The sequence below is a fragment of the Empedobacter sp. UBA6305 genome (assembly GCF_002440405.1).
Classification (GTDB): Bacteria; Bacteroidota; Bacteroidia; order Flavobacteriales; family Weeksellaceae; genus Empedobacter; species Empedobacter falsenii_B.
On the sequence record NZ_DJTP01000042.1, the window covers coordinates 1 to 24,659 of the forward strand.

22 protein-coding genes, 1 tRNA gene and 1 pseudogene are annotated in these 24,659 nt (G+C 31.1%); 14 read left to right on the forward strand and 10 right to left on the reverse strand.

Translation table 11 applies throughout. From position 1 onward, the window contains the following. The coding region (locus B3M86_RS10660) for an Lrp/AsnC ligand binding domain-containing protein (RefSeq protein WP_291046406.1) at window positions 1–297 on the forward strand (297 nt) is incomplete at its 5' end. Between the two features lie 78 nt (window positions 298–375). Here B3M86_RS10660 and B3M86_RS10665 read toward each other — a convergent pair. Next, window positions 376–828, reverse strand: a complete 453-nt coding sequence (locus B3M86_RS10665) for a CopD family protein (protein WP_286495935.1) — start codon at window positions 826–828, stop codon at window positions 376–378. 33 nt (window positions 829–861) lie between these two features. Continuing rightward, window positions 862–1,161 carry a hypothetical protein gene (locus B3M86_RS10670; protein ID WP_286495936.1) on the reverse strand — a complete coding sequence of 100 codons (300 nt, stop codon included), beginning with the start codon at window positions 1,159–1,161 and terminating at the stop codon, window positions 862–864. Between the two features lie 443 nt (window positions 1,162–1,604). Between B3M86_RS10670 and B3M86_RS10675 the strand changes: the two genes are divergently transcribed. Further along, window positions 1,605–1,808 (forward strand): YwbE family protein, encoded by a 204-nt coding sequence (locus B3M86_RS10675; RefSeq protein WP_286495937.1) that lies wholly within the window; start codon window positions 1,605–1,607, stop codon window positions 1,806–1,808. A 171-nt stretch (window positions 1,809–1,979) separates the two neighbouring features. Here B3M86_RS10675 and B3M86_RS10680 read toward each other — a convergent pair whose 3' ends face one another. Then, window positions 1,980–3,707: a hypothetical protein gene (locus B3M86_RS10680; RefSeq protein WP_291075961.1), complete on the reverse strand. Its 1,728-nt coding sequence runs from the start codon at window positions 3,705–3,707 to the stop codon at window positions 1,980–1,982. A gap of 662 nt (window positions 3,708–4,369) precedes the next feature. Here B3M86_RS10680 and B3M86_RS10685 point away from each other — a divergent pair. Next, window positions 4,370–4,561 carry a helix-turn-helix domain-containing protein gene (locus B3M86_RS10685; protein ID WP_286495961.1) on the forward strand — a complete coding sequence of 64 codons (192 nt, stop codon included), beginning with the start codon at window positions 4,370–4,372 and terminating at the stop codon, window positions 4,559–4,561. A gap of 44 nt (window positions 4,562–4,605) precedes the next feature. Beyond that, window positions 4,606–5,187, forward strand: a pseudogene (locus B3M86_RS10690) (DDE-type integrase/transposase/recombinase); the annotation flags it as partial. A 342-nt stretch (window positions 5,188–5,529) separates the two neighbouring features. Here the strand turns inward: B3M86_RS10690 and B3M86_RS10695 are convergent. Continuing rightward, a tRNA-Ser gene (locus B3M86_RS10695) sits at window positions 5,530–5,614 on the reverse strand. Window positions 5,615–5,953: 339 nt separating this feature from the next. On the opposite strand from B3M86_RS10695, the gene B3M86_RS10700 reads away from it, so the two are divergent. The 3 genes from B3M86_RS10700 (at window position 5,954) to B3M86_RS10710 (ending at window position 10,855) form a co-directional block, all read left to right on the forward strand. Next, a complete protein-coding gene (locus B3M86_RS10700; protein ID WP_286495940.1) occupies window positions 5,954–7,393 on the forward strand; it encodes a glyceraldehyde-3-phosphate dehydrogenase in 1,440 nt (479 codons plus the stop codon). Between the two features lie 181 nt (window positions 7,394–7,574). Next, window positions 7,575–10,574: a hypothetical protein gene (locus B3M86_RS10705; protein WP_291046416.1), complete on the forward strand. Its 3,000-nt coding sequence runs from the start codon at window positions 7,575–7,577 to the stop codon at window positions 10,572–10,574. A 26-nt stretch (window positions 10,575–10,600) separates the two neighbouring features. Further along, a complete protein-coding gene (locus B3M86_RS10710; RefSeq protein ID WP_180904914.1) occupies window positions 10,601–10,855 on the forward strand; it encodes a hypothetical protein in 255 nt (84 codons plus the stop codon). Window positions 10,856–10,906: 51 nt separating this feature from the next. Here the strand turns inward: B3M86_RS10710 and B3M86_RS10715 are convergent, their stop codons facing one another. Beyond that, complete coding sequence (locus tag B3M86_RS10715; RefSeq protein WP_180904915.1) at window positions 10,907–11,944, reverse strand: hypothetical protein; 1,038 nt, start codon at window positions 11,942–11,944, stop codon at window positions 10,907–10,909. A 104-nt stretch (window positions 11,945–12,048) separates the two neighbouring features. Between B3M86_RS10715 and B3M86_RS10720 the strand changes: the two genes are divergently transcribed. After that, entirely contained in the window at window positions 12,049–13,560 is a 1,512-nt protein-coding gene (locus tag B3M86_RS10720; protein WP_219034775.1) for a carbon-nitrogen hydrolase family protein, read from the forward strand. A gap of 172 nt (window positions 13,561–13,732) precedes the next feature. Here B3M86_RS10720 and B3M86_RS10725 read toward each other — a convergent pair whose 3' ends face one another. After that, a complete protein-coding gene (locus B3M86_RS10725; protein WP_286495942.1) occupies window positions 13,733–14,989 on the reverse strand; it encodes a DUF3748 domain-containing protein in 1,257 nt (418 codons plus the stop codon). A 442-nt stretch (window positions 14,990–15,431) separates the two neighbouring features. After that, window positions 15,432–15,944: a gamma carbonic anhydrase family protein gene (locus B3M86_RS10730; RefSeq protein ID WP_286495943.1), complete on the reverse strand. Its 513-nt coding sequence runs from the start codon at window positions 15,942–15,944 to the stop codon at window positions 15,432–15,434. Window positions 15,945–16,003: 59 nt separating this feature from the next. Here B3M86_RS10730 and B3M86_RS10735 point away from each other — a divergent pair, with 59 nt between their 5' ends. Further along, window positions 16,004–16,885 (forward strand): NifU family protein, encoded by an 882-nt coding sequence (locus B3M86_RS10735; RefSeq protein ID WP_038333605.1) that lies wholly within the window; start codon window positions 16,004–16,006, stop codon window positions 16,883–16,885. Window positions 16,886–16,954: 69 nt separating this feature from the next. Here B3M86_RS10735 and B3M86_RS10740 read toward each other — a convergent pair whose 3' ends face one another. The 3 genes from B3M86_RS10740 to B3M86_RS10750 form a co-directional block, all read right to left on the reverse strand. Further along, complete coding sequence (locus B3M86_RS10740) at window positions 16,955–17,530, reverse strand: hypothetical protein (protein ID WP_125348839.1); 576 nt, start codon at window positions 17,528–17,530, stop codon at window positions 16,955–16,957. 84 nt (window positions 17,531–17,614) lie between these two features. Continuing rightward, entirely contained in the window at window positions 17,615–18,397 is a 783-nt protein-coding gene (locus tag B3M86_RS10745; protein WP_280049999.1) for a hypothetical protein, read from the reverse strand. A 36-nt stretch (window positions 18,398–18,433) separates the two neighbouring features. Continuing rightward, window positions 18,434–19,453 carry an isoaspartyl peptidase/L-asparaginase family protein gene (locus B3M86_RS10750; RefSeq protein ID WP_286495944.1) on the reverse strand — a complete coding sequence of 340 codons (1,020 nt, stop codon included), beginning with the start codon at window positions 19,451–19,453 and terminating at the stop codon, window positions 18,434–18,436. 114 nt (window positions 19,454–19,567) lie between these two features. On the opposite strand from B3M86_RS10750, the gene B3M86_RS10755 reads away from it, so the two are divergent. From B3M86_RS10755 to B3M86_RS10775, 5 genes are all read left to right on the forward strand, one after another. Further along, window positions 19,568–20,602 carry an AI-2E family transporter gene (locus B3M86_RS10755; protein WP_260509614.1) on the forward strand — a complete coding sequence of 345 codons (1,035 nt, stop codon included), beginning with the start codon at window positions 19,568–19,570 and terminating at the stop codon, window positions 20,600–20,602. A gap of 23 nt (window positions 20,603–20,625) precedes the next feature. Further along, window positions 20,626–21,057 carry an acyl-CoA thioesterase gene (locus B3M86_RS10760; protein ID WP_052217929.1) on the forward strand — a complete coding sequence of 144 codons (432 nt, stop codon included), beginning with the start codon at window positions 20,626–20,628 and terminating at the stop codon, window positions 21,055–21,057. A 93-nt stretch (window positions 21,058–21,150) separates the two neighbouring features. Beyond that, window positions 21,151–21,636, forward strand: coding sequence for a SixA phosphatase family protein (locus tag B3M86_RS10765; protein ID WP_038336593.1), 486 nt, complete (start codon window positions 21,151–21,153; stop codon window positions 21,634–21,636). Continuing rightward, on the forward strand, window positions 21,633–23,699 hold the full coding sequence (gene ppk1, locus B3M86_RS10770; RefSeq protein WP_219034771.1) for a polyphosphate kinase 1: 2,067 nt from the start codon (window positions 21,633–21,635) through the stop codon (window positions 23,697–23,699). The genes B3M86_RS10765 and ppk1 overlap by 4 nt, the downstream gene beginning before the upstream one ends. Next, entirely contained in the window at window positions 23,689–24,576 is an 888-nt protein-coding gene (locus B3M86_RS10775; RefSeq protein ID WP_219034770.1) for a Ppx/GppA phosphatase family protein, read from the forward strand. The genes ppk1 and B3M86_RS10775 overlap by 11 nt, the downstream gene beginning before the upstream one ends. The last annotated feature ends 83 nt before the right edge of the window (window positions 24,577–24,659 follow it).

Sequence of the window (24,659 nt, forward strand, 5' to 3'; positions counted from 1 at the left end):
CGAAGTCATGAAGTACGACAGCTGTTCGTAGAAATTGAATTGGATACAGATAAAATTGAATTTATTGATGAAATAAAATCAACTTTCAATAAAACTCCTCAAATTCAGCAATGTTATTATGTAACAGGTGAAGTAGATTTTGCATTGATTATGGTGGTTAATACTATGCGAGAATACGAATCCTTGACTCGAAAATTATTTTTTAGTAACTCGAATATACGACGTTTTAAAACTTTTGTCAACATGCATACAGTTAAAACTGGATTACAAATACCATTACCTAAGAATGATTCATAGCTACTTTGTTACTATTGTTCTCTACTAAACTATAACAAGAAATTTAATAAATAGATAGGCTAAACTACTAATATTTATCTAAATACCACCATATCGTACGAAGCTACCTAGTATTAACATGATTATACTAATCGTTGTCACCGCTATAATATGAAATGTCATGAGAGGAAGTTTTGTATCATCTGTTTTTAAACGAGGAAGCACATAAAATTGAGCACTCAAAGCCAATAATACAATTGTTGCTAAGCCTATCAGTTTTAATGAGACAACTCTTTCAATGGGGTTTTCGAATTGAAACCAATTACTAATCTTGATCGTGTAGATATAAGACATTCTTACTCCTGTAATAACCATAACTAATAAAGCTGGAAGTCCTATTCGTTCGTATTTACTTTCAAAAGAGAACAATTTCTCTATCGATTTTTCTTTCCATACTTGTGGTAAAATAACCAAACTTAATATAATATGTCCACCAACCCATATCGTAGCGCCTATTAAATGGAAAATTAATAATAGATGTAATTCGTGCATATCAAGAAATATTAATTCATTTTATTGATGATCTTATTTTACTAAAATCAACTGACTATTTACTAAAGCCTCTAACTTATGTATAACATTTGGTTCTATCGTTATATAGTCACTAGAGCTTAATTCTATTGTTTGTTCATTTTCATCTGAATACACTACTTTTCCAGTAACACATAAAAGCAAAGCAGGTATTTTTGTACTGTGCTCTTTTAAAACACTTTTTTCTAATAATTGAATTGATGTTACATTACTAGATTCGCCTTTGAAAATACTTATCGCTCCAACGCTTTTATCAGTATCATGAATACTATTTAAATTTGGTAAATTTTCCATAATGAATTATTTATCTTCTAAATTTATTCCAAATCAATTAAATACTCGACCAAATCTATCTTATATTTTCTTATTTATACTCAGTAATAATTAATTTTTAAATCAATTACCATTTCAAATAAAAATCACTTCACTTCTCCCCTATTTTGTTCGCCCACTTTTTCCGAAACATTATCGAACAACACTCGAACAAATCCTATTTCTAGTTTTATGATTTTCACCTCAACCCCTCTCCAATAAAAGAAAGTTGTATTCTTGTTATTCTTGCCTTTATATTCAATCTCAAAATTTTTCAGCTGGGTTGTAAATAAAATAATAAAAGAGAAAATTCATAAATTTCATATTCAATCCCATTTCATTTTTACCTTCCAGATGAATGTATTTTTTAATTTCCTTTACGATAGAATGAATATCTTTTCCATTTATTTTAAGATATTTGTAATATGGATGGTAAAACAAGAGCAAATATAAAACCTGGTATGCTGGTTAATATTGTATTGAAAAAGGATCAACGAACTGGCGAATTGACTGAGGGTATCGTGAAAGATTTATTGACTTCTGCGCCTTATCATCATCGTGGTATAAAAGTTCGTTTGACGGATGGACAAATTGGACGTGTGCAAGAAATTATTGAAGACGATTTTTAGAATGCATCAAACTATAAATTAAAAGCTCTTATCAATACAGATAAGAGCTTTTTACAATTTTTCACCTTTGCCTTTTCTATTTCAACAAATAGATTTTAATTAACAAATTGTGTGTTATAACAACTTAAACCATCTATTTGAATAATTTTATTTCAAAATGCACAACTGGTTTTAATTAAGAATCCTATAAATCGGATATTGTCTGTAAGTATTCTTCTCAAAATAAGGCGAATTTTTATAAACCCAATCCAACTGTGCTTCGCCATCATTAGCAAACTCTGGTTTTAATGCTTTTTCTGCTTCAAATGCGGTTTTCAAAACCACATTATTTTTCAATAATTCAGCAGCTTTATCCTCAAAAATATAAGCCGAATAATATTCTTTCTGACCTAATATTCCATCGAAAAAATTCCAGTTAAAGAACGAATCCAATGCCTCTGGTTCTAAGGTTTCAAGAATATATTTCACTCCATCTTGTTGTGTTGGCACAATATAATCTCCTTCAAAAAATTTAAGCGATTTCATCGATTTTGTAACCACCGTTTCGTAATGATTATAATGTCCTTCATATGCATTTTTATTGGTTTTAAAATCTGATATTTTATACGATTCGACGTTAATTAATGTATCATTTTCTATTCGTTTCATTTGAATATCATTTCGTTGCAAAGCTTCTACAACGCGATATTCAGCTTGTGGAAGAACATAATATTTCGGAATTGTAATGTAACTAATTGGTTTTGCAGAATTGAATAATTTAATTTTTTTTGTAAATGGTTTCGATCGATCATAGTACAATCTATCTTTTCCCGAAACCGCACTTGGCTTGTATCCTGCTTCAAATCCTTTAAAATTCATTGTTGTAAATTGAGTAGAATCTATTTTCCAACGAATTCCATATTGATTTCCGACCTGATATTGTTTTAGATTTTCTTTTCGTAAATTTCTGATTGTCAAATATTCTTTATCTAAATTTTCTAGATTTACCAACATATATTTATACGTTGCGTCTACACGGTTTTCATAAGGCTTTAACATATGTGTTTCGGGCATTGTGCTTAGTGCATTAAACAATGTTGTATAACCTGTAGAATAGCGTGGAGAATCTTCGAAAGCTGCAAAACCAATATCAGGAACATCGCCATGTATGTTCACATATTGCGTACTTTCGTAACCATTTTTTTGCATTTCGGCTAGATTATTTGCTTGATATGTCGTATAAAAATAATCGCCCAAAACATTTCCTACACGCGCTTTAAAAGACGAAATATAGGTAAATGTGTACTGATAATCTGCCCCATTACTTACATGATTATCAATAAAAACATCAGGTTTCAACCAATGAAAAATCGTCTGAAAGCTTTTTGCATTTTTTGAATCATTTTTAATAAAATCTCTGTTCAAATCATAATTTCTGGCATTTCCACGAAAACCATATTGTTCAGGTCCATTCTGATTTGCGCGCGAAAAAGCCCCTCTATTCAACATACCACTTACATTATAGGCCGAAATCGCAGCAATAATAAAATTCTTAAGCGGTTTAATTTTTTTCATTGCCAAATCTCGCATCAACATCATCGTCGCATCAATTCCGTCCGGTTCTCCAGGATGAATTCCATTGTTTACGAAAAGCACTGCTTTTGTTTTACGTAATTCTTTTATATCTTTTTCTTTAAATGGATTATAAACAACTACATAAATTGACTTTCCATTATCGTCTTCTCCTTTTTTTACATACTGTATTGTCTCAAAATTTTCCGCTAAATTTTGATAAAACACATTCATTTCATCATAGGTTGTAGTTTGATTTTTATTTCCTTTTTCGTAAGGAGTTATAAAATTATTTTGACCAAAAAGTAGTGTAGAAGTAAGAAATAAAAACAGTATTTTAAAATTCATATCATTAATTTCTTACTAAAATAGAGAGAATACAAAAGATTCAACATGAAAATGAATTATTTTTCTAAAATAATCTTCTACATACAGTAAAAAACATTTGAAATTATAAGGAGAAGCTCTTGTGGAGCTTAGGTAAACTTGTTACAAGTTGATTAATAAATTATATGTTCATTTTTTTTCTTGATAAAAAAAACGAACCAAAAAAAATCAAGTCCGTGCCTACAAGTCGGTCAATAACGACTACTCGCTAAATGCTTTAAATTATTCACATATAAAATGTGAACAGTAAATCATTTTTAACGCTCACTACGTAGAATTGACACTCGACTCTTCAGCAATGACAGCTTTAAAATTCGTTATTATAAGTGAATTTGAATATTGAAAAAGGAATTAAAAATCCGACGATTTAGTATCGAAATGAAATTCAATTCTAAATTATTGGAATAAAAAAAGTTGGAGTGTCTGAGTGGAACGAGTTGACAACTTTATGAAAATAATTTAGTTAGTTGAATCATTGAGAGACTACTGTCGGCATCTTTTTTTGTTTCGTTTTTTTTGGATGAACAAAAAAATGAAAAGAAGAAATATAGAATCACCCTATCCCTACTTCCTCTTATCATTTATTTTATTTAATTAACTCGTATATTACTGAAATTAAATAAATTAAAACATATAACAAAGTTCACGAATTCTACGACAGTGCAGATGTGCAAAGGCTACTTAACGTTAGTGAAAAAACGTTGTATCGCATGAGGAGAAACAAGACGATTCCTTGTTTTAAGCTCGGTAAAAAGTACTTTTTCCCAAAACATTTCTTTAATATAAAATTCTTGGATAAGAGCCTTTTTTGTTAAAGAATGTCTTATCCTAAAATAAGTTGACACCAAATCAACTTATCATGAAAGAATCATACTTAGAAAGAGAAAAGCGTACACAACGCGATTACACCTTAGGCTTTAAGTTAGCTGTTGTACGCCAAGTAGAAAAAGGCGGCTTTACGTATAAACAAGCCCAAAAACACTACGGTATACAAGTTCGACTAGGCACTCAATGGGGTTACCTGAGTTTAATAACAGATGCTTATTCAAGAAAAATAATGGGGTATTGCTTCCGTGAAGATTTATCAGCTGATGGTTGTATTGAAGCGCTTAACATGGCAGTAAATAACAGGCTTTATAATGAATCTATAATTCATCATTCTGATAGAGGATCGCAGTATTGCTCACATAAATATGTAGATTTATTACTCTCAAATAACATAGCTATAAGTATGACAGAAAAAGGTGATCCCTATGAAAATACAATGGCAGAAAGGGTTAATGGAATAATTAAAATGGAATTTAATTTATATGAAAGCACATTAGGTTTTGATCAGACAAAAATTAAAATTACTAATAGTATTAAAACTTATAATGAATTAAGACCACATACAAGTTGTGATTATTTAACTCCAAATGCTGCGCATTTGCAGTCAGAAAAATTAAAGAAAAGATGGAAAACTATAATAGAAGTTTTAATAATCAAAACTCCTTTGTATAGTAAATTTAGGATTAAGATCAATTGGTGTGTAACTATAACAGGATTTATTTAAAAACATGTATAGTTATTTTAGGACCGGGTCATTTGTTTATTCTAAAGCTAATACTTTACAGAAAAAAGAATTTGTAAACATAGTGTTCGACAGCAGTTTACACTATGAAAATGGGATTTATCAAATACCTACAATGATGGATTTATTTTCGAGTAACCATTTGAAAATAAAGGAAGAAAACTTTTTTATTTATACAAAAAAAGAGATTCTAAGTAATAGAATCCCTTTCAGCGGAGAGTGAGGGATTCGAACCCCCGGAGGTGTGACCCTCAACAGTTTTCAAGACTGCCGCATTCGACCACTCTGCCAACTCTCCAACACAGCGTTTATTGCCGTATTGCGAGTGCAAATATAGAACGCTTTTTCGAATTTGCAAATAAAAATTTTTAACAATTATTTTACGAAAACGTTTTCGTAAAATTCAATTCAATTTAAATTAAACAATAAAATAATGGTTAATAGCTACTTATTAGTATTCATAAAATTTAAAATTTCCTATTAAAAATTTATTTTTTTTCTATATTTTAGTATTTTCGTAGGAATAGTTGTGTTTTTATGACAATAATTAGTTTTTGTAAAAAAAATGTACGAAATCGTTATAATTGATTACTTTTGCCAAGAATTAAGTAAATAAACACAAATAAACATTTATTAAATGAACCACTCTTCTTATGATCAACAACTTGCATCTTTCAATGAAATGAGCAAAAAGGTTGTAGAATTCATTAAAATTGTTTCAGATTTATGGTATGATCAATCTGTTGAATTGGTAATTTTCCGTAATCAATTAGTTGATAAAAACGTTAGTGACATCGTAAATCTACATCAGTATGCTGAGGAATTTGTAGAAAAAAAGATTGCTATCGACGATACATTAGCGATTGCTAAAGCTATTTCTGAAGCTAAATTACCAGCTTCTAGACTTGATGTTGGAAAATTAGCTAAAGAATATATTTCTGGGAATTACGCTTCGGCAGAAGCTTTCGTTGAAGAGAAATTAGGTGCAAGCAAAAATGTAAAAAGTGTTGAACCAAAAGACGTTGTTTTATACGGTTTTGGTCGTATCGGACGTTTATTAGCTCGTGAGTTGGCTTCTCAAATGGGAAAAGGTCAACAATTAAGATTACGCGCTGTTGTAACACGTGATAAAAACGATCCTGTTTTGTTAGAAAAAAGAGCTTCTTTGTTACGTCATGATTCTGTTCATGGTGATTTTGACGGAAACGTTGTAGCTGATCACGAAAATAATGCTTTAATCATCAACGGAGTTTCTGTTTATATGATTTCTGCAGCTCAGCCAGAAGAAATTGATTATACTACTTACGGAATTAATAATGCTTTAATTATTGATAACACAGGTGTTTTTAAAGATGAAGAAGCGTTATCTCGTCATTTAAAATCTGTTGGTGCTGATAAAGTTTTATTAACAGCGCCAGGAAAAGGTGTTCCGAATATTGTTTACGGTGTTAATCATGAAGAATATAGCCCAGAAAATGTAAATATATTCTCAGCTGCTTCTTGTACAACAAATGCAATTACACCTATTTTGAAAGTTGTTGAAGATAATTTAGGTGTTGTAAAAGGGCATTTAGAAACAATTCATGCTTATACAAACGACCAAAATTTGGTTGATAATATGCACAAAAAATATCGTCGTGGACGTGCTGCTGCTTTGAATATGGTAATTACTGAAACTGGTGCTGGTAGTGCTGTAGCAAAAGCTTTACCAAGTTTAGCAGGTAAATTAACTTCGAATGCAATTCGTGTTCCTGTTCCAAATGGATCTTTGGTTGTCTTGAATTTAGAAGTTAGTAAAGATACTTCTGTAGAAGCGGTAAACAATTTGATGAAAGATGCTGCATTGAACGGAGAATTAGTTGAGCAAATTAAATTTTCGTTGAACAATGAATTGGTTTCTTCGGATATTGTTGGAACTTCTGCTCCGTCGATTTTCGATAGTAATGCGACAATTGTTTCTGCCGATGGTAAAAATGTTGTGATGTATGTTTGGTATGATAACGAATATGGATACAGTCACCAAGTAATGCGTTTAGCAAAACACATTGCAGGTGTTAGAAGATATACATACTATTAATAGTATTTTTTCCCTTTATTTAAAATTAATCCGTTAACATTTATTTGTTAGCGGATTTTTTTTGTAGGATATTCATTTAAAAATACTTAAGTAAATTTTATGTATTATTTTTGTTAATGTTATATTAATATTAGTTTAGAAAATTAACTTTTTTTAAAAAAAACTTAAAACAATTTATCGTATGAAAAAACTTTACTTTTTTAAATCATCCTTATTAACATTATTGTTATCAGGATTTGCTTTTGGACAGGGAACAGAAACTTTTGAGTCCCAAACAGCATTAAGTAGTTCTTATGCAACAGGATCATTTACTGGAGAAACAGGAGGAATTGTATGGAATTATACAAATGCAAGAAATGAAAGTACATATCCAATCACAAATAAAGGAATCCTATTTCAAGCTTCAGGAAATACATTAGAAACTACAATTTCTAATGGAATCGGAAAATTATCTTTTGATGTCAGAAAAGCTTTTACTGGAGGTTCAAATAATAGAAAGATTGAAGTATTAGTAGATAATGTAGTTGTTTACACTTCACCAACATTTGGAAAAGCACAAACGGATGCTACTATTCATTCATTTGAAGTAGAAATAAATAAGTCAGAGGCAGCTGTTATTACATTTAGAAATGCAGGACCACAACTTACTTTAGATAATATTTCTTGGACTGCCGCTGGAATAGCAACGGAAAAACCAGTTGTGTCTCCACGAACAATTACAGGAACTTATGGTGTATTATTGCCTGATGGAGCTGTGACAGCAACTAATAATCCTACCTTTTGGACTCAAACAGGTATTTTACCTTTAGGAATTACATTTGATAATGGCGTTTTCTCAGGTACACCTGAACAAGCAGGAACATTTACAGCACAGGTAGCAGCCACAAATCAATATGGAACTTCTGATCCGGCTACTATAACTTTTGAAATTGCAAAAGCAAACCAAACAGTAGATTATAACTTTGAAGCTTTAGTTCAAAACCAAGGAACCACTTTTTCTGGTTTACCATCACAAACAGATCAAGGGTTAAATATTGTGTATACTTCTGCTGATAATTCTATTGTTTCTATAAACGGAAATAGCTTATCATTTGATGGTATTGGTTCTACAACTATTAATGCAACTGCCGTTAGTAATAATAATTATAACGAATTTAGTACAACTTTTGATGTTTCAGTAACAGATCCTAATGCTACTTATTGTTTTGAGGAAACATTTGATGGTTTAAATGGTAATAATACAAGTACTGCAGGATCTAATAAGGCTTGGAATGGGAATTCTAATTTTCCTACTGTAGTTACTGTTTATCAAGCAGGAAATGCTATTAGGTTAGGTTCAAGTAATAACAAAGGGGGGATAACATCAAAAGTGTTAGATCAAATAGCTGGTAATGTAATAGTTTCTTTTGATGTAAAAGGTTGGACAGCAATTGAAGGAAGTGTCAATGTTACATTAGGTTCAGAAACTAAAAATGTTGTTTATACAGCGAAAATGGCAGATAATTTCGAAACACAAACTGTAAGTTTTGAAAACGTAGCTGCTGGTTCTACTTTAAAATTAGAAACATCGGCAAAAAGAGCATTTATTGACAATGTTAAAATTCAATGTTCAACAGCTGAAAACTCTACAACTTGGGACGGAACTGCATGGTCTAATGGAACGCCGGATCTTACAAAAGATGTAATCATCAAAGGTAAAGTAACAGTTGATACGCAATTAGAAGCTAAAACGTTTACAGTTTCAGATGCTGGAGGTTCAGTTGTCGTAAAGTCAGGTGCTCGTTTAATCGTTGATGGGAAGATCGACAATCAAGCTGGTCTTACAGGATTAGTTGTAGAAAATGGTGGTAATTTAATCCAAAATCAAAACGTTGCTAACTCAGGAGCAATTACAGTTAACCGCGATAGTAAATCGATGGTTCGTAATGATATGACGTTCTGGTCTTCTCCGGTTCAGCAGGAAGCATCGCAACAAACTATACGTTCATTCTCTCCGGAAACATTATACAATCGTTTTTGGACATATAATGAAACAACAGATGAATTTACTCAGATTTTAACTTCAGATACAGACTCAAAATTATTTGAACCAGGTAAAGGGGTTTCTATCCGTGTTAAAAACACTTTACCAACAGGGCAAAATACAATTCATAATGGTGCATTTTTAGGTGTTCCGTTCAATGGAGATATAACAGTTCCTGTTCAATTTACAGCAAATGGATACAATTTAGTTGGTAACCCTTATGCTTCTAACATTAATGTGGAAAAATTCTTATTAGCAAATGAGAATGTTAATTCATTATATTTCTGGACACATCAATTCCCTGTTGGTTCTTCAGAATATGCAAATAATTATGCCGCATTCAACGTTGTAGGTGGTGTTATTCCTGATTTGTCAAACATTTCTGTTGGACAAGGATTTATCGTAGGACTTTCTCAAGCTACACCTACAGTTAATTTTAACAATACAATGAGAACTTCGCAAGATGCATTTTTCTATAAAAATTCAATTGCAGAGAAAAACAGAATTTGGTTAAGTTTATCAAAAGAAAGTAAAACAATTAGCCAAATTTTATTAGCTTATATGGATGGAGCTACAAACGATGCGGATAATCAAATTGATGCAAAAGTGATGCAAAGAGGATCTTCAGCAATCTACTCATTGATTAATAATGAAGCATATGCAATCCAAGGACGCAGCTTACCTTTTAAAACTGATGATGTCGTAAAATTAGGTTTTGAAACTTTAGAGCAAGGAAATTACACAATCAATATAGAGAAAGCTGATGGGTTGTTTGAAAAAGGACAGATTGTTTATTTAAGAGATAAAGAGTTAAATCAAGTACATAACTTATCAGAATCAGCTTATTCATTCACTTCTAAAGCAGGAATATTTGATACTCGTTTTGAACTTGTGTATACAAATAAAACATTAGGTACAGATGAATTGTCAAAAGAAAATGTTATTGTTTATACTAAAAACAATACAATTGTAGTGGATGCAAAACAAAATAAAATTTCTTCGGTAGAGTTGTATGATATTCAAGGAAGAAAAATATTTGTGAAAAATAACATTCGTGCAAGTGTTTACCAAGTTGAATCTTCTGCAAAAGGAATTTTAGTTATAAAAGTTCTGACTGAAGACGGAAAAGTTAAGACTCAAAAAGTTGTAAACAAATAATTTAACATCTAATAAAATAGTACAATATGAAAAATATAAAACAAATTATCTTAGTTGCAGGAGTTTTGCATTGTTCAATAGGTCTATCTGCTCAAGAAAATAAGATTTCGTTCTTTGAATCAACTAATCAAAATGAAAGTTCTGCTAGACCAGGAACCGGTGGTGGTGGAACAGATGTTGAAGATGCTGATCCAGCACCAATCGATGATTATTTACCATTATTGGTAATAGGGGCAGGATTGGTTGCTTTACGTTTCAGAAAGCAGTTATTAAAAAACTAATTTCTAAATTATATAAAAAAAGAAAGCTTCTCTATTTTTGAGAAGCTTTTCTTATTTTATCTGTTCCAAACTATTCGCAATTGCTTTATATAGAACTTCACCCATTCTTTCACAATTTTCGTAAGATTGATCTTTATAAAACTTTGCAAAACCAGTTCGTAATTGTGCAACATTTTCTGGTTTAGAAATATGATCATTTTTCATGATTTTCATTAAATCACGAAAACGTTTCGAACTATTCGAAATTCTTTTCGAAATCAAGGATTTTACTTCTTTTCTATATTGATCGACAGAATTTGGTTTCAAGCGATTATTCACCAAATCAACCATAATTTTATTTTCTTTGAAATACTGTGGTCGATAAATTTTTAAATTTCCTTCATAACATTGTTGATCGAAATCTATTGGTCGAATTCTATAGATAACTTGATCAAAATCGTGAATTGGAATCACCACATAATTATACGATCGCATATCACCTAAAAGACCAATAAAACAGCGTTCATTGAACTTTACAAACTCTTTTGCAATCTGATTTTTCTCTAAATCATTACATTTATCCAAATAATTTTTGATAAAAACATCTCCTGGAATTCCTAAAATATGCTCTTCAATCAATGTATTTTTGTAGACCAAAAAATTGATTCGATGTGGAGACAAAATATCTTCTAATTCTAAACCATAAATACGCGAAGCATCTGCTTTTTTGATGTAAAAATTGGTATAATTATCATTCAAAATATTACGAACCCGAATACGAAAAGGTTTCGAATTTCCGAACGTACAATAATCAATAGAATCAACAACAAGATAAGGCAAAGACTCCTCATCTCCGTCTGAATGTAAGTAGGTGTAAATTCTGTTTAGACTATCTTGAATTTCCTGATGTTCCGAGTCGGTATAATAAACACCTAACCAATGCGTATCATTTCCTTCCTTATCTTCCAATGCTACACAACCCGAAAAACGCATCAAATCATCATATTCTACACTCGCTTTTGTTTTGCGATGATATTTCTCTAAATAATGATTTAATTCGTCACTCACAGGATAAATAGGCTTTCTAAACTCTATTTTTACATCTTTCATTTCATGCTTATTAGTCTATACGAAGATAGGTCTAAATTTATTTTTTAAAATTGTTTATTGGATTAATATTTGCTAAATTCAAACATAATCTAAATCTAAATAAAATGAATATTCAGGTCAGAAATTTGACTCTTGAAGATTATAGTGATTTGACTGAATCTACAAAAGAAGCCTATCACAATCAGCTTGGAACTTGGACTGTCGACGAAATTAAAGAATTATTAGCTATTTTTCCGCAAGGTCAACTTTGTGTTGAAGTGGATGGAAAAGTTGTTGCTTCGGCATTAAGTATTGTGGTTAATTCGAAAAAAACGAATATCGAATCGAATTATGATACGATAACATCTAATGGTAAATTTTTAAAACATGATCCAGAAGGTGATGTAATGTATGGAATTGAAGTTTTTGTTCATCCAAATTATCGTCAATTGCGCTTGGGAAGACGTTTATATGACGAACGTAAAGCGCTTTGTGAAGAAATGAATCTAAAATCAATTGTAGCTGGTGGACGTATTCCAAATTATCATAAATATTCGCAAGAATTATCTCCTAGACAATATATAGAAAAAGTAAAAAGTAAAGAAATTTATGATTCAACTTTAGCTTTTCAGATTTCGAATGATTTTAATGTTAAAAAAATCTTGAAAAATTATCTGAAAGATGATAAAGAATCCTTAGAATACGCCACTTTATTAGAATGGAATAATATCTATTACGAACCTGAATTGAAATCTAATTCACCGACAAAACGTACTATTCGTCTTGGTTTGGTGCAATGGCAAATGCGTTTATTTAATGGTTTACAAGATTTTTATGATCAAATTGAGTTTTTCGTAAGTGCGGTAAGCGATTATGGCTCTGATTTTATTATGTTTCCAGAATTTTTCAATTCGCCGTTGATGAGTCCATATAATCATTTGAAAGAGATTGAAGCGATGCATCAATTAGCAACGATGACGGACGATATTGTGAAGAAAATTCAAGAATTTGCAATTACATATAATGTCAATATTATTTCAGGATCTATGCCTCATCTAAAGGAAGGAAAACTATATAATACGTCATTTTTATGTCATCGTTCGGGGAAATTAGATTCGTATAGTAAAATACACATTACACCAAATGAGTTCAAATATTACGCATTGAATGGTGGCGATGAAATAAAAGTTTTTGATACCGACTGCGGAAAAGTAGGTTTACTAATTTGTTATGATGTCGAATTTCCTGAATTGAGCCGTATTTTAGCCGATCAAGGAATGGAAATTTTATTTGTTCCATTTATGACTGATACGCAAAATGGTTATACGCGAGTACGTAGTTGTGCGCAAGCTCGTGCAATAGAAAATGAGTGTTATGTGGCTATTGCAGGCTCTGTGGGAAATTTACCGCGTGTGAATAATATGGATATTCAATATTCACAATCGGCAGTTTTCACACCTTCAGATTTCTCTTTTCCAAACAATGGAGTTAAAGCAGAAGCAACTCCGAATACAGAAATGGTACTGATTTCTGATGTTGATCTTTATCTTCTAAAAGAGTTGCATGAGTATGGAACTGTAAAAACGATGAAAGACAGACGCAAGGATTTGTATGAAGTAAGACTAATAAAAACATAAAAAAAACCTCCAAATTGGAGGTTTTTTTTAGTTCTTATTCCCATTGGTTAGACTCGAATAAGAGCATAGACCTTAGGTTCGGTTAAGTATCTGTACTAAAATTAGAAATATTTTTTATAAGGGACAAATATTTTTTAGAAAACTTTGAACTTTAACATATTTCAATTTTGTTTTATAACTCTAATTCGAAGATTTGAATAAACTTTTCATTGAAATTATTTGAAACAAATTGATTAAAATAGATTTTTTTTCCATCGTTAGAAAAATGCGGAATTCCCGTTAATTCATTATTGATTTTTTGAACTTGATAGATTTGTTTAGATTTTTTTTCGGTTAAATCATTTAGATATATTTTATCGTTAACAAAATAAATAGCATATTTTCCGTTTGGTGAAAGATTGAATGGAGAGGTAATCGAATTTTCTAAAAAAGAATATTGAATAATTTCATTCGAAACTAAATTTACACCAAATAATTGCGTCTTATCAAATTCATCTTCCATCAAAAAATAGATGATTTTCCCATCAGGAGAAGAACGTAACCAATGTCTAAAATTACTAATTCCATGTTGAGTAAAAGTGATTCGTTTCTGCGAAATACAACTTGGCACATCTGGCAAAGTAGTTAAAGTTCCTTTTAAATTATCGTTTTCATCAAACCTTATTTCATTTGGAATTTCAGCAATAAAAATTTCCGTTTTCAAATTCCCTTTTTCATCACGCACATGTCCCTGAAATGCGATATTGTTTGTTGAGTTAATCCAACATTCATCAAAAGCTTTTTCGATTTCATCACTTCCATTTTTAGGATTTATAACTACTCTAGAAACGATAATCGAAAACATTTCACCAAAATTATTCTCTAATGTTTTATCAAAATCAACCTCAACTTTTTTGGGAAACATCATTCCAACCACTCGCTGATCTTTTATACTAGAATTGTGTTTGGATTCTTGTTCCAAGACATAATCGTTGTAAGTAAAACTAATCCAATTCTTCTCTTTTTGCCACGAATGCGAATGTGTTCCTCCACGCAAAGCACCATTTGTAAAGGGAAAATTTATATTTCGAGCATCCATAAAAATAGGCTGATTTGGAAATTCTAAATCAATTGCGACACCTGTCCTTCTTGTTGCCGAATACGGATTTGCTTGATTCGCATTTCGAATACCATGAATAAAAATAACTTTATTCTCAATTTGTGAAAAAGAGGCTGCACCTACTCCAGGACCAAACTCTGTTTGATTATTTGTTGTATAAATAATTTCGGATTCGTAAGTTCTCGTATGAAGTAAACAAATGGAAGAAGTTTCTCCAATTTTTGTATCATCATTTCGTCTATCAAAAACAAGATAATTACCATCAACCGATTGAATTTGACTATGATGAAGCGTATGTCCAAAATCATCATAAGTTAACTGCTTTACCATATCGTATTGTTTAATAATATTTTATTTACTTAATAAACATTTAACAAGCAACTAAAAACGTAATTATTTGATTACTAGAAACATTTCAACATTCTTTATAAAAATTTGTTACAAAACTGCATTTTATTTTTTTTGTCTGGATTAATTATGATTAATAATATACTTTTTTCAATGTTTTTATTTTCCTTAGTATAAGTTTTGTTAAACCTTAAACAACAAAGGTAATATTTAATGAAGATTTTGGAAAATCTACAACCAGAATTGATTCGCAATATGTTCCACAATCTGGAAATGATAACAACAATTGAATAGTTTTACCTCGTATAGACATGTTGTCAATGATATTATTTCTCCTTATCCAAAACAATTGCCTTTTTTGATGGTAAAGTTTGGAATTTCTGGAAGTAGAAAATAAAAGCTCAGTTACAGACTGAGCTTTCTTTTATTTATACCAACTACTATACATCAAATAATTATTGGCGATTCTTTCTATTTCGCCTTCTTTCAATTCTTTTGGAACATCTTTTATTTTTTTCGCTGGAATTCCAGCCCATAATTCTCCTTCTTTTACATGCGTTCCTTTGGTTAAAATTGCACCAGCAGCAATCAAAGAATTAGATTCAACAATGCAATCATCCATTACAATTGCGCCCATTCCAACCAAAACATTATCATGTATTGTACAACCATGTACAATAGCATTATGCCCTATCGAAACGTTATTTCCAATTGTTGTTGGCGATTTTTGATACGTCGCATGTATCGTTGCGTTATCCTGAATATTTACTTTATTCCCCATTTTGATATAATGTACATCTCCACGCACAACTGCTGAAAACCAAATTGAGCAATCATCTCCCATTTCTACCTCTCCTACAACCACAGCATTATCCGCTAAAAAGCAGTTTTCACCGAACTTTGGCGTATGCCCATTTAATTCTTTAATTATTGCCATAACAAAATCTATAATTCTAATGATAAAGATACATTTTTATAGCGTATTTTTGTAGAACTATGAGAGTATACGAAGAAATTACACCAAATAATAACGTGATGAAGTTCGTTTGTGACGAGACTTTAACACAAGGTGGCGTGGAATTCGATAAAGAATCTACAGCTACCGAATCTCCTTTAGCGCAAGTTTTATTGACTATACCATTTATTCAAAAAATATTTATCACAGCGAATTTTGTTGCGATAGAAAAAATAGATGCTGTTGATTGGGCTGATGTTACAGAAGATTTGAAAGAAATTATCAATGAACATTTAGAAGAAAATGCAATTTTAGCACCAATGAAAAAGGCTCCTATTTCTATTTATGCAGAAATGACGCCTAATCCTGCTGCGATGAAATTCGTTTCAAATTCTATGTTAGCGCCAGAAATCATCGAGATAAAATCGAGAGAAAAAGCTGCTGGAGTTCCATTAGCTGTTGCGATTTACAAAGAATATCCTTTTGTTGAAGAAGTTTTTATTGTTGATAATTATGTTTCTTTAACGAAAAACGAAACAGAAGATTGGTCACTTTGGGCGATGGATGTTCGTTCGTTTATTACGAATTATTTACAAGCTGGAGGTCCTGTTTTTGATGAATTTTATGAATTCACAACAGAAGCTCCTGAGCATGTTGTGGTAAAATCTGCTGAAGAGTTTTCTTCTGTTGAACAACAAATCAAAGCTATTTTAGACGAATATGTTCAACCAGCAGTTGCAAATGATGGTGGAAATATCGAATTAATTGAATTTGATGAAGAAACGAGAACAGCAAAAATGTTATTACAAGGTGCTTGTTCTGGTTGTCCGTCTTCTACAGCAACGCTTAAAAATGGTATCGAAGGTATTTTAAAACAAATGATGCCTGATGTTGTAGACAACGTTGAAGCTGTAAACGGATAAGATTAAACACATAGTATCAAAAAAATCCAACTCGTTTTGAGTTGGATTTTTTTATTTAATATCTCTCGATTATTCATCAAAAAAGTCGATAGAACGACGATAATTATAAAAAAATAACCTTCTGCGAGCTTCTAAATCATTGACACGAATCGACGAAACATCATCAATCTGAAAATACAAAGAGCCTTCGTCCGTTCCTTCCGAACCAATACATTTTAACTCGAAATCATCTTCAGTTAAATTCCGAATAAAACCTGCAAAACGACTATTGTTATTTAATTGAATACGTGATACATATTCGGTTTGATCATTTATTTCGCCTAAAATTTGACGAACCCAATTTTCTTCTGCTGTTGCATTAAATGTGATTGGATTTTCTTGATCCAAATCGGTGTGATGTTCTTTCAAATAATTGAGACATTTGCAGTAATCATCAACATCTATTCGACTAATTTTAAAATAAGGTTCGATTAAAATTCCATCTTTTTTACCATATTTCGAAATGTGTTGCATCGTAAAAAATTCGTCATTAAAATCTAAAATATATCCAGCCCAAAAATTATCTCCTTCGGGATCATTGTAAACGGCAATAATTGATTGATTTTCTTTTGAGTGTTGTAATATTTTATAGAAGTTAGAATTCATATTTCTTTGGGTTAAAAAGTCAAATTACGAATCTTTGTGGATAAAAAAAAGGTTCTTGATTATTTCAAAAACCTTTTCTTTCTATTAATTCGCTTTTCGGAAAATCGAAGCTTCATAACTTAATGATTGCCAATCTCCTTTTTGCAGATTATCTAATTTTATTTTTTTGTAGATATTTTCTTCTCCTGCAACTGTTATTGTAAATTGTGTACGATCTAAAATATTTTTTTCAGTAATTGTATAATTAATATCAAATTTCTTTTTTGTCAATTTCTCTACAATTGGTTTTAAATAAGCTATAGCAGCTTCAGAATTTTTGAATTGTTCGTTTTGTGGAAATTGCACATCAAAATATCCTTCGTATGTAAAATCTGGTTCTGTAATAATCAAATTATAAGGATCAGCAAACAAGGCTGGACGCTGTTTTTGGTATTCTTTTTCAGTTTTATATTGACGTTTTTCTTCTTTATAAATCAACGGATATTTATCAGCAAGAACAGCTAATTTATCGGTATCATAAGAATACGGAATTCCGTCATGAAAAACATTGTAGAAGGCAGGATTTACCAACCATTGATCGACAATTTTCTTATCTTTTACCATATAAATCATTACTCCATTATCTTGTGCTTGAAAAGTAGATGATTGATATCCATACTCCAAAATTGGTTTTCCTAATTGTATAGCCGCAGCATTTTCTAACATAAAATTAAACTTCTCATAAGCCTTTGTTTCATCGCTTAAAGGAGCCATTCCATATACTTTTGTCGAAGCATCTACATTTTTATCATTAATCATAGAGGTTACTTGCGCTGTTGCAAAATTTGCAAGAACAACAGTGGCTGTAAGTAAAATTTGTTTTATCATGTATTGTATATCTTTATTTTAAAATGTGTTCCAAATTTATTGATAAATTTCGATAGTTATCTTACCTGATTGTGTAATACTTCCGCGATACATTCCGGCAGTGTTAAAAGGAAAACTTGCTTGACCATTTTTATCTAAAATAATCATTCCGCCATCGCCTCCTAAATCACCAATTTTCTTAATAACTTCTTCACCAGCTTTTTTCGAAGAAAGTTTCTTGTAATTCATCAAAGCCGCAACATCATATGCCGCAACAGCTTTTATAAAATATTCGCCCCAACCCGTACTCGAAACACCAACTTCGCTATTTGCATACGTTCCAGCACCAATAATTGGCGAATCGCCTACTCGACCAAAACGTTTATTTGTCATTCCACCAGTCGAAGTTCCTGCCGAGATATGACCTTTATTATCCAAAGCAACTGCGCCTACAGTACCAAATTTTTCGTCAACAAAATTGAATGGAACATACGCTTGTGTTTTAGCATCATGGTCTAATTCCATTTTTTCTTTATCCTTTTCCAAAACTTTTTGAAGAGAATTCAAGCGTTCCTCAGTTTTAAAATAACTTGGATCAACAATTTCTAAACCTTGAGTTTGAGCAAATTCTTCTGCTCCTTTTCCAACCATCATCACATGAGCAGAATTTTGTAAAACAGCTTTTGCTGCTAAAATTGGATTTTTAATCGTTGTAACTCCAGCCACAGCACCTGCTTGCATTGTATTTCCAATCATCAACGAAGCGTCTAATTCATTTTTACCTTCATGCGTAAAAACCGCTCCTTTTCCTGCATTAAACAAAGGTGAATTTTCCATTACTTTTATGGCTTCTATCACTGCATTTTCACTTTCGCCACCTTGTTTGATGACTTCATAACCTTTTGTCAAAGATTCAGCTAAAGCATCTCGGTACGCTTTTTCCTTTTCGGGTGTCATATTTTTTTTCAGAATTGTACCAGCACCACCATGAATTACCAAAACAACTTTGTCTTGTTTCGTTTGTGCATATGTAGAGATTGTCAAAACTGATAAGATTAAACCGACTATTTTTTTCATGTGTAAAATTTTATTCAACGTCTAAAAATAGAAAAGTTTATAGAAATTAACTATTTTTAGCATTGAATTTGATAACGAAATATCAACAACTGTTATTAAACAAATAAATTACCTATGAACTCTAATAAACACTATCTTTCTAACAATGTCTTGTTACAGTTAGCATTTATTGCAATAATACTTTTAGTTTTTGGATTAATTACCAAAAATCTTTTAGCATTTTTCCCTGGACTTCTCGGTGCTTTGTGTTTGTATGTTTTGCTTTTAAATCCTTTGCAATGGCTAGTAAAAGTAAAAAAATGGAACAAATTAGCAAGTGTAATTATCTTAATGATTAGTAGCGCGATTTTGATTATTGGACCTCTTTATTTATTAATTCAAATGTTAACGAATAAAGTAATGGTGCTATTAAATGACACAGCTCAAATTAAAACAGATGTCAATAAAATTATTCAAATGTTGCAAACCAAATTTCATATCGATGTGTTTAGTGCAACAAACATTGAAAAAATAACACAAGTTGGAGGTAAATTATTAGAAAAAACACTGAATGCTTCAATGGATATGACAGTTCAGTTGGGTGTTGCTTTCCTTATTTTGTATTTTATGTTGATGAACCATCAAAAACTTGAAAATTGGTTTTACAGAACAATTCCGCTTAAAACAAGTAATTTAGTCAAAATGAACAAAGATTTGAAAGATTTAGTTATTTCAAATGCTGTCGGAATGCCATTAACAGCCTTTCTACAAGCAATAATTGCCTACATTGGATATCTTATATTTGGTGTAGATGATGCGTTTACTTGGTTTATTTTAACCATTTTTGCTGCAATGTTGCCTGTCGTTGGTGCCGCACTTATTTATGTACCTCTTGGACTATTTTTACTTGCAAAAGGTGAAACTGGATCAGCGGTTGGATTATTAATTTATTGCTTTGTAATTGTTGGGCTTTCAGATAATTTAATCCGTTTAGTTTTACAAAAAAAAATGGCAGATGTTCATCCATTAATTACTATTTTTGGAGTAATCGTTGGTTTAAATCTATTCGGATTTATCGGAATTATATTTGGGCCTATCTTATTTTCAGTATTCTTTTGGTTAGTCAAATTGTACAAATACGAATTTATTGATCCAAATCCTGAAGATTAATTATTATTAAAAACCAATTAAAAATGAGTATAGAAAACTTTAAATTCTTTAAACCTTTAGAACCACGTTGGAGCGATTTTGATCCAATTGGTCATGTAAATAATGTATTTTATTTCGAGTATTTCCAGATCGGTAGAGCCTATTATATGATGGCTTCGAGCAAAAAATGGCAATGGACGCGACACATGTTTGTCATTGCACATATGGAAGCGAGTTACCAAAAAGAATTACGTCCAAATGCGATAGAACCTCGTATTGGTGTACGAGTTACAAAATTAGGAAATAAGAGTTTCGATTTTGAATATATTGTCACAAGTAAAAGCGAAAATGGTGAAGATGTTATTCATTGTATCGGAAAAAGTACACAAGTAATGTACGATATGGAAGAGAAAAAATCGATGGAATTGCCAGATTGGGTAAAAAATGATTTTAAGAATTACGAAGGTAATCTTTAGAAAATAATCCTAAAAAAAATACAACAGTAGTTAAGTCTTTTCATTAGATAATGATTAGATTTAACTACTTTTTCTTTTTAAACTTGTTGCGTTATGAAAAATTTGTTTTTAATGCGTCATGCAAAAAGTAAATGGAACGAAAATGTTTCAGATCAATTTCGTTCTATCACAGAGATTGGTGAATTCAAAACGAAGAAAGTAGCAAATTATATTCATCAAAATTTTGAATTGAAATTTGATCAAATATTTTCGAGCAAAGCAGTTCGAGCAAAAGAAACTTCTCTACTTGTCAAACCTATTTTATTTCCTAATCAAACCATTCATATCGAAGATGATTTGTATACTTTTTCGCATTATTTATTAGACAAATGGATTAGAAATTTGGATAATGAATTGCAAAATGTTCTTATTTTTGGACATAATCCTGCGTTTACAGATATTACCAATCAGTTAGGAAATGAAATGATTTACAATCTTTCGACTTCTGGATTTGTCTGGATACAGTTTGATTCTGATAATTGGAAATCGATTCAAAAAGGAAAAACTATAAAAATAATTTTACCTAAAGAAATTAAATGAAAAAATATATAAACCGCGAAATCAGTTGGCTTTCTTTCAATGCGCGCGTGTTGCAAGAGGCTTCTGACGAAACAGTTCCGTTGTTAGAACGAATTCGTTTTTTAGGAATTTATTCGAACAATTTAGATGAATTTTATTCGGTTCGATATTCTACAATTTTGCGCTCGATACAGTTCAAAGATGTAGAAATTGTTTATCAAAATATTGTACCAGATCAAACGGACGAAGAATTGATCGATGAAATCAATGAAATTGTGCGTCAGCAGCGAGTCCAGTACGATGATTTGCATAATCAATTATTCAAAGAATTAGAGAATCACAATATTTTTGTGATAGATGATACATCGATTCCTGAGAATTATTTAGAATTTATTTCCGAATATTTTTACAACGAATTTATTCATACGGTTGGAGTTTTTATTTTAGATGATATTAAAAAAGCACCGCCTTTACGCGATGGATCGTTCTATTTAGCGGTGAAAATGCAATTAAAAGACAAAGTTCAATATGCACTTTTGATTGTTCCAACGCATTTATTTTCGCGTTTTATTGTGCTTCCAAAGTATGATCAAAATACGTATGTCATGTATTTGGAAGACATTATTCGTTTTCATTTGAAAGATATTTTCAAAATGTTTGATTTCGAAACAATTGAAGCACATTCCATCAAAATTACACGAGATAGCGAACTTGATTTTGATAACGATTTAGAACATAGTTTATTAGAAAAAGTCATCAATAGTTTAGAAAATCGTAAAAAAGGTGTTCCTGTCCGATTAGTTTATGATGCTGAAATTGCACCAGATACGTTGAAATTTTTCTTGAAAAAATTACGATTAGATGAATATGATAGTATCAATCCGGGAGGAAAATATCACAACAAACGAGATTTGATGAGCTTTCCAAGCTTTGACATTCCAAATTTAACGTACGAAAAAATAAAACCAATTATTCAGAAAAAACCTTTTGAATATAACAGTTATTTTCAGGCTTTTACGGAAAATGAGGAAATGATGATGGCGCCTTATCACGATTATTCTTTGTTGTTAAAATTTCTTCGAGAAGCTGCAATTGATCCTAAAGTAACCAAAATAAAAATTACAATTTATCGTGTTGCAAAGGATTCGCAAGTGATGCATTCGTTGATAAACGCAGCGATGAATGGAAAAGAAGTAACAGCTGTTTTGGAACTTCGTGCGCGATTTGATGAATCGAATAATGCGATGTGGTCGAAAAAATTGCAAGAAGCTGGTGTGAATGTTATTTTTGGGGTTCCGGGGTTGAAAGTACATTCGAAAATTGGTTATATCGAACGTAAACCAGAAGGAATGTTGGCGCAGAAATATGTGTTTATTAGCACAGGAAATTTTCATGCAGGAACAGCAAAAATTTATACAGATTATACGTATTTCACAACCAATCCGGGAATAACAAAGGATGTTGAACAGATTTTTAAATTTTTCGGAGCTAATTATTTGAACTTAACGTACAATCATTTATTGGTTTCACCTTATGGAACACGTAAAAAAATTGTCAAGATGATTAAACGAGAAATCAAAAATCATCAAGCTGGTTTACCTGCGGAGATCAACATGAAATTAAACAGTTTAAGCGATAAACAAATCATTGATTTATTGTATAAAGCTTCTCAAAAAGGAGTAAAAGTCCGTTTGGTTGTGCGTGGAATTAATTGTTTGATTCCTGGAGTTAAAAATCTTTCCGAAAATATTGAATGTGTCAGCGTTATTGATAAATTTTTGGAACATCCGCGTGTGTATTGGTTTAAAAATGCAGGCGATGACAAAGTTTATATTTCCTCTGCAGATATGATGGAACGTAATTTGGATAATCGTGTGGAAGTAGCGTGTCCGATTTACGATCATAAATTCAAAAAAATAGTTATGGATACGTTTAATTTGAGTTTTGAAGATAACGTAAAAGGTCGCCAAATAACGGCTGAATCTTCTTTAGAATACAAACGAAACAATAAAAAACCAAACCGCTCTCAGTTTACGACCTACGAATATTTTAAAAAATTAAACGAACAAGAAAATGAAGATTAGAAAATTAGGAGCAATAGATATTGGATCTAACGCCATGCGATTGTTGATTAATTATGTTTACGAAGAAGAAGGTCGTGCGCCAATTTTTAATAAAACCAGTATTGTGAGAATGCCTATTCGTTTGGGACACGATGTTTTTATTGATGGACAAATTTCCGAAACAAATATAGATCGTATCTGCGATGCTATGTTGTCTTATGCATTGATGATGAAGGTTTATGATATTGAAATCTATAAAGCTTATGCAACTTCTGCCATGCGCGAAGCCAAAAATGGAAAAGATGTTGTAAAAAAGGTGATTAAAAAATCTGGAATTAACATCGAGATTATAGATGGAAAAACCGAAGCTGAATTACTTTTTAATACAGAATTAGGTGATTTTATACAAGACGAAAAAATCTATTTGTATGTAGATGTTGGTGGTGGTAGTACCGAATTAACATTATTAAAAGATAATAAGGTTTTTACGTCAAAATCTTTTGAAGTAGGAACTGTACGTTTGTTGGAAAATAAAGTTTCACCAAATACTTTTAACGAAATGAAACAATGGATTCACGAAAACATTGGTGATGATGAAGTCGAATTAATTGGTTCTGGTGGAAATATTAACCATGTATACAAATATTCAGGCGTAAAACTGGGAATGCCTTTGAGTAGTGTTTATGTCAAAAAACATTATCAAATTTTACAAACGATGACTGCTGAAGAACGTATGCAGAATTTCAATATGAAACCCGACCGTGCTGATGTAGTGGTTTATGCATTAGAAATTTATAGTAATGTACTAAAATGGTCGCATGCAAAGAAAATTCATGTTCCGAAAATTGGACTTTCGGACGGAATTATTCGAAAAGTATATAAAGATTTAGAAAAATAAATACTTCTATTATAAGGTCAGATTAATCTGGCCTTTTATTTTGATTAAAATTTTATAAAACAAAAAAAAGCTTGAACAAATGT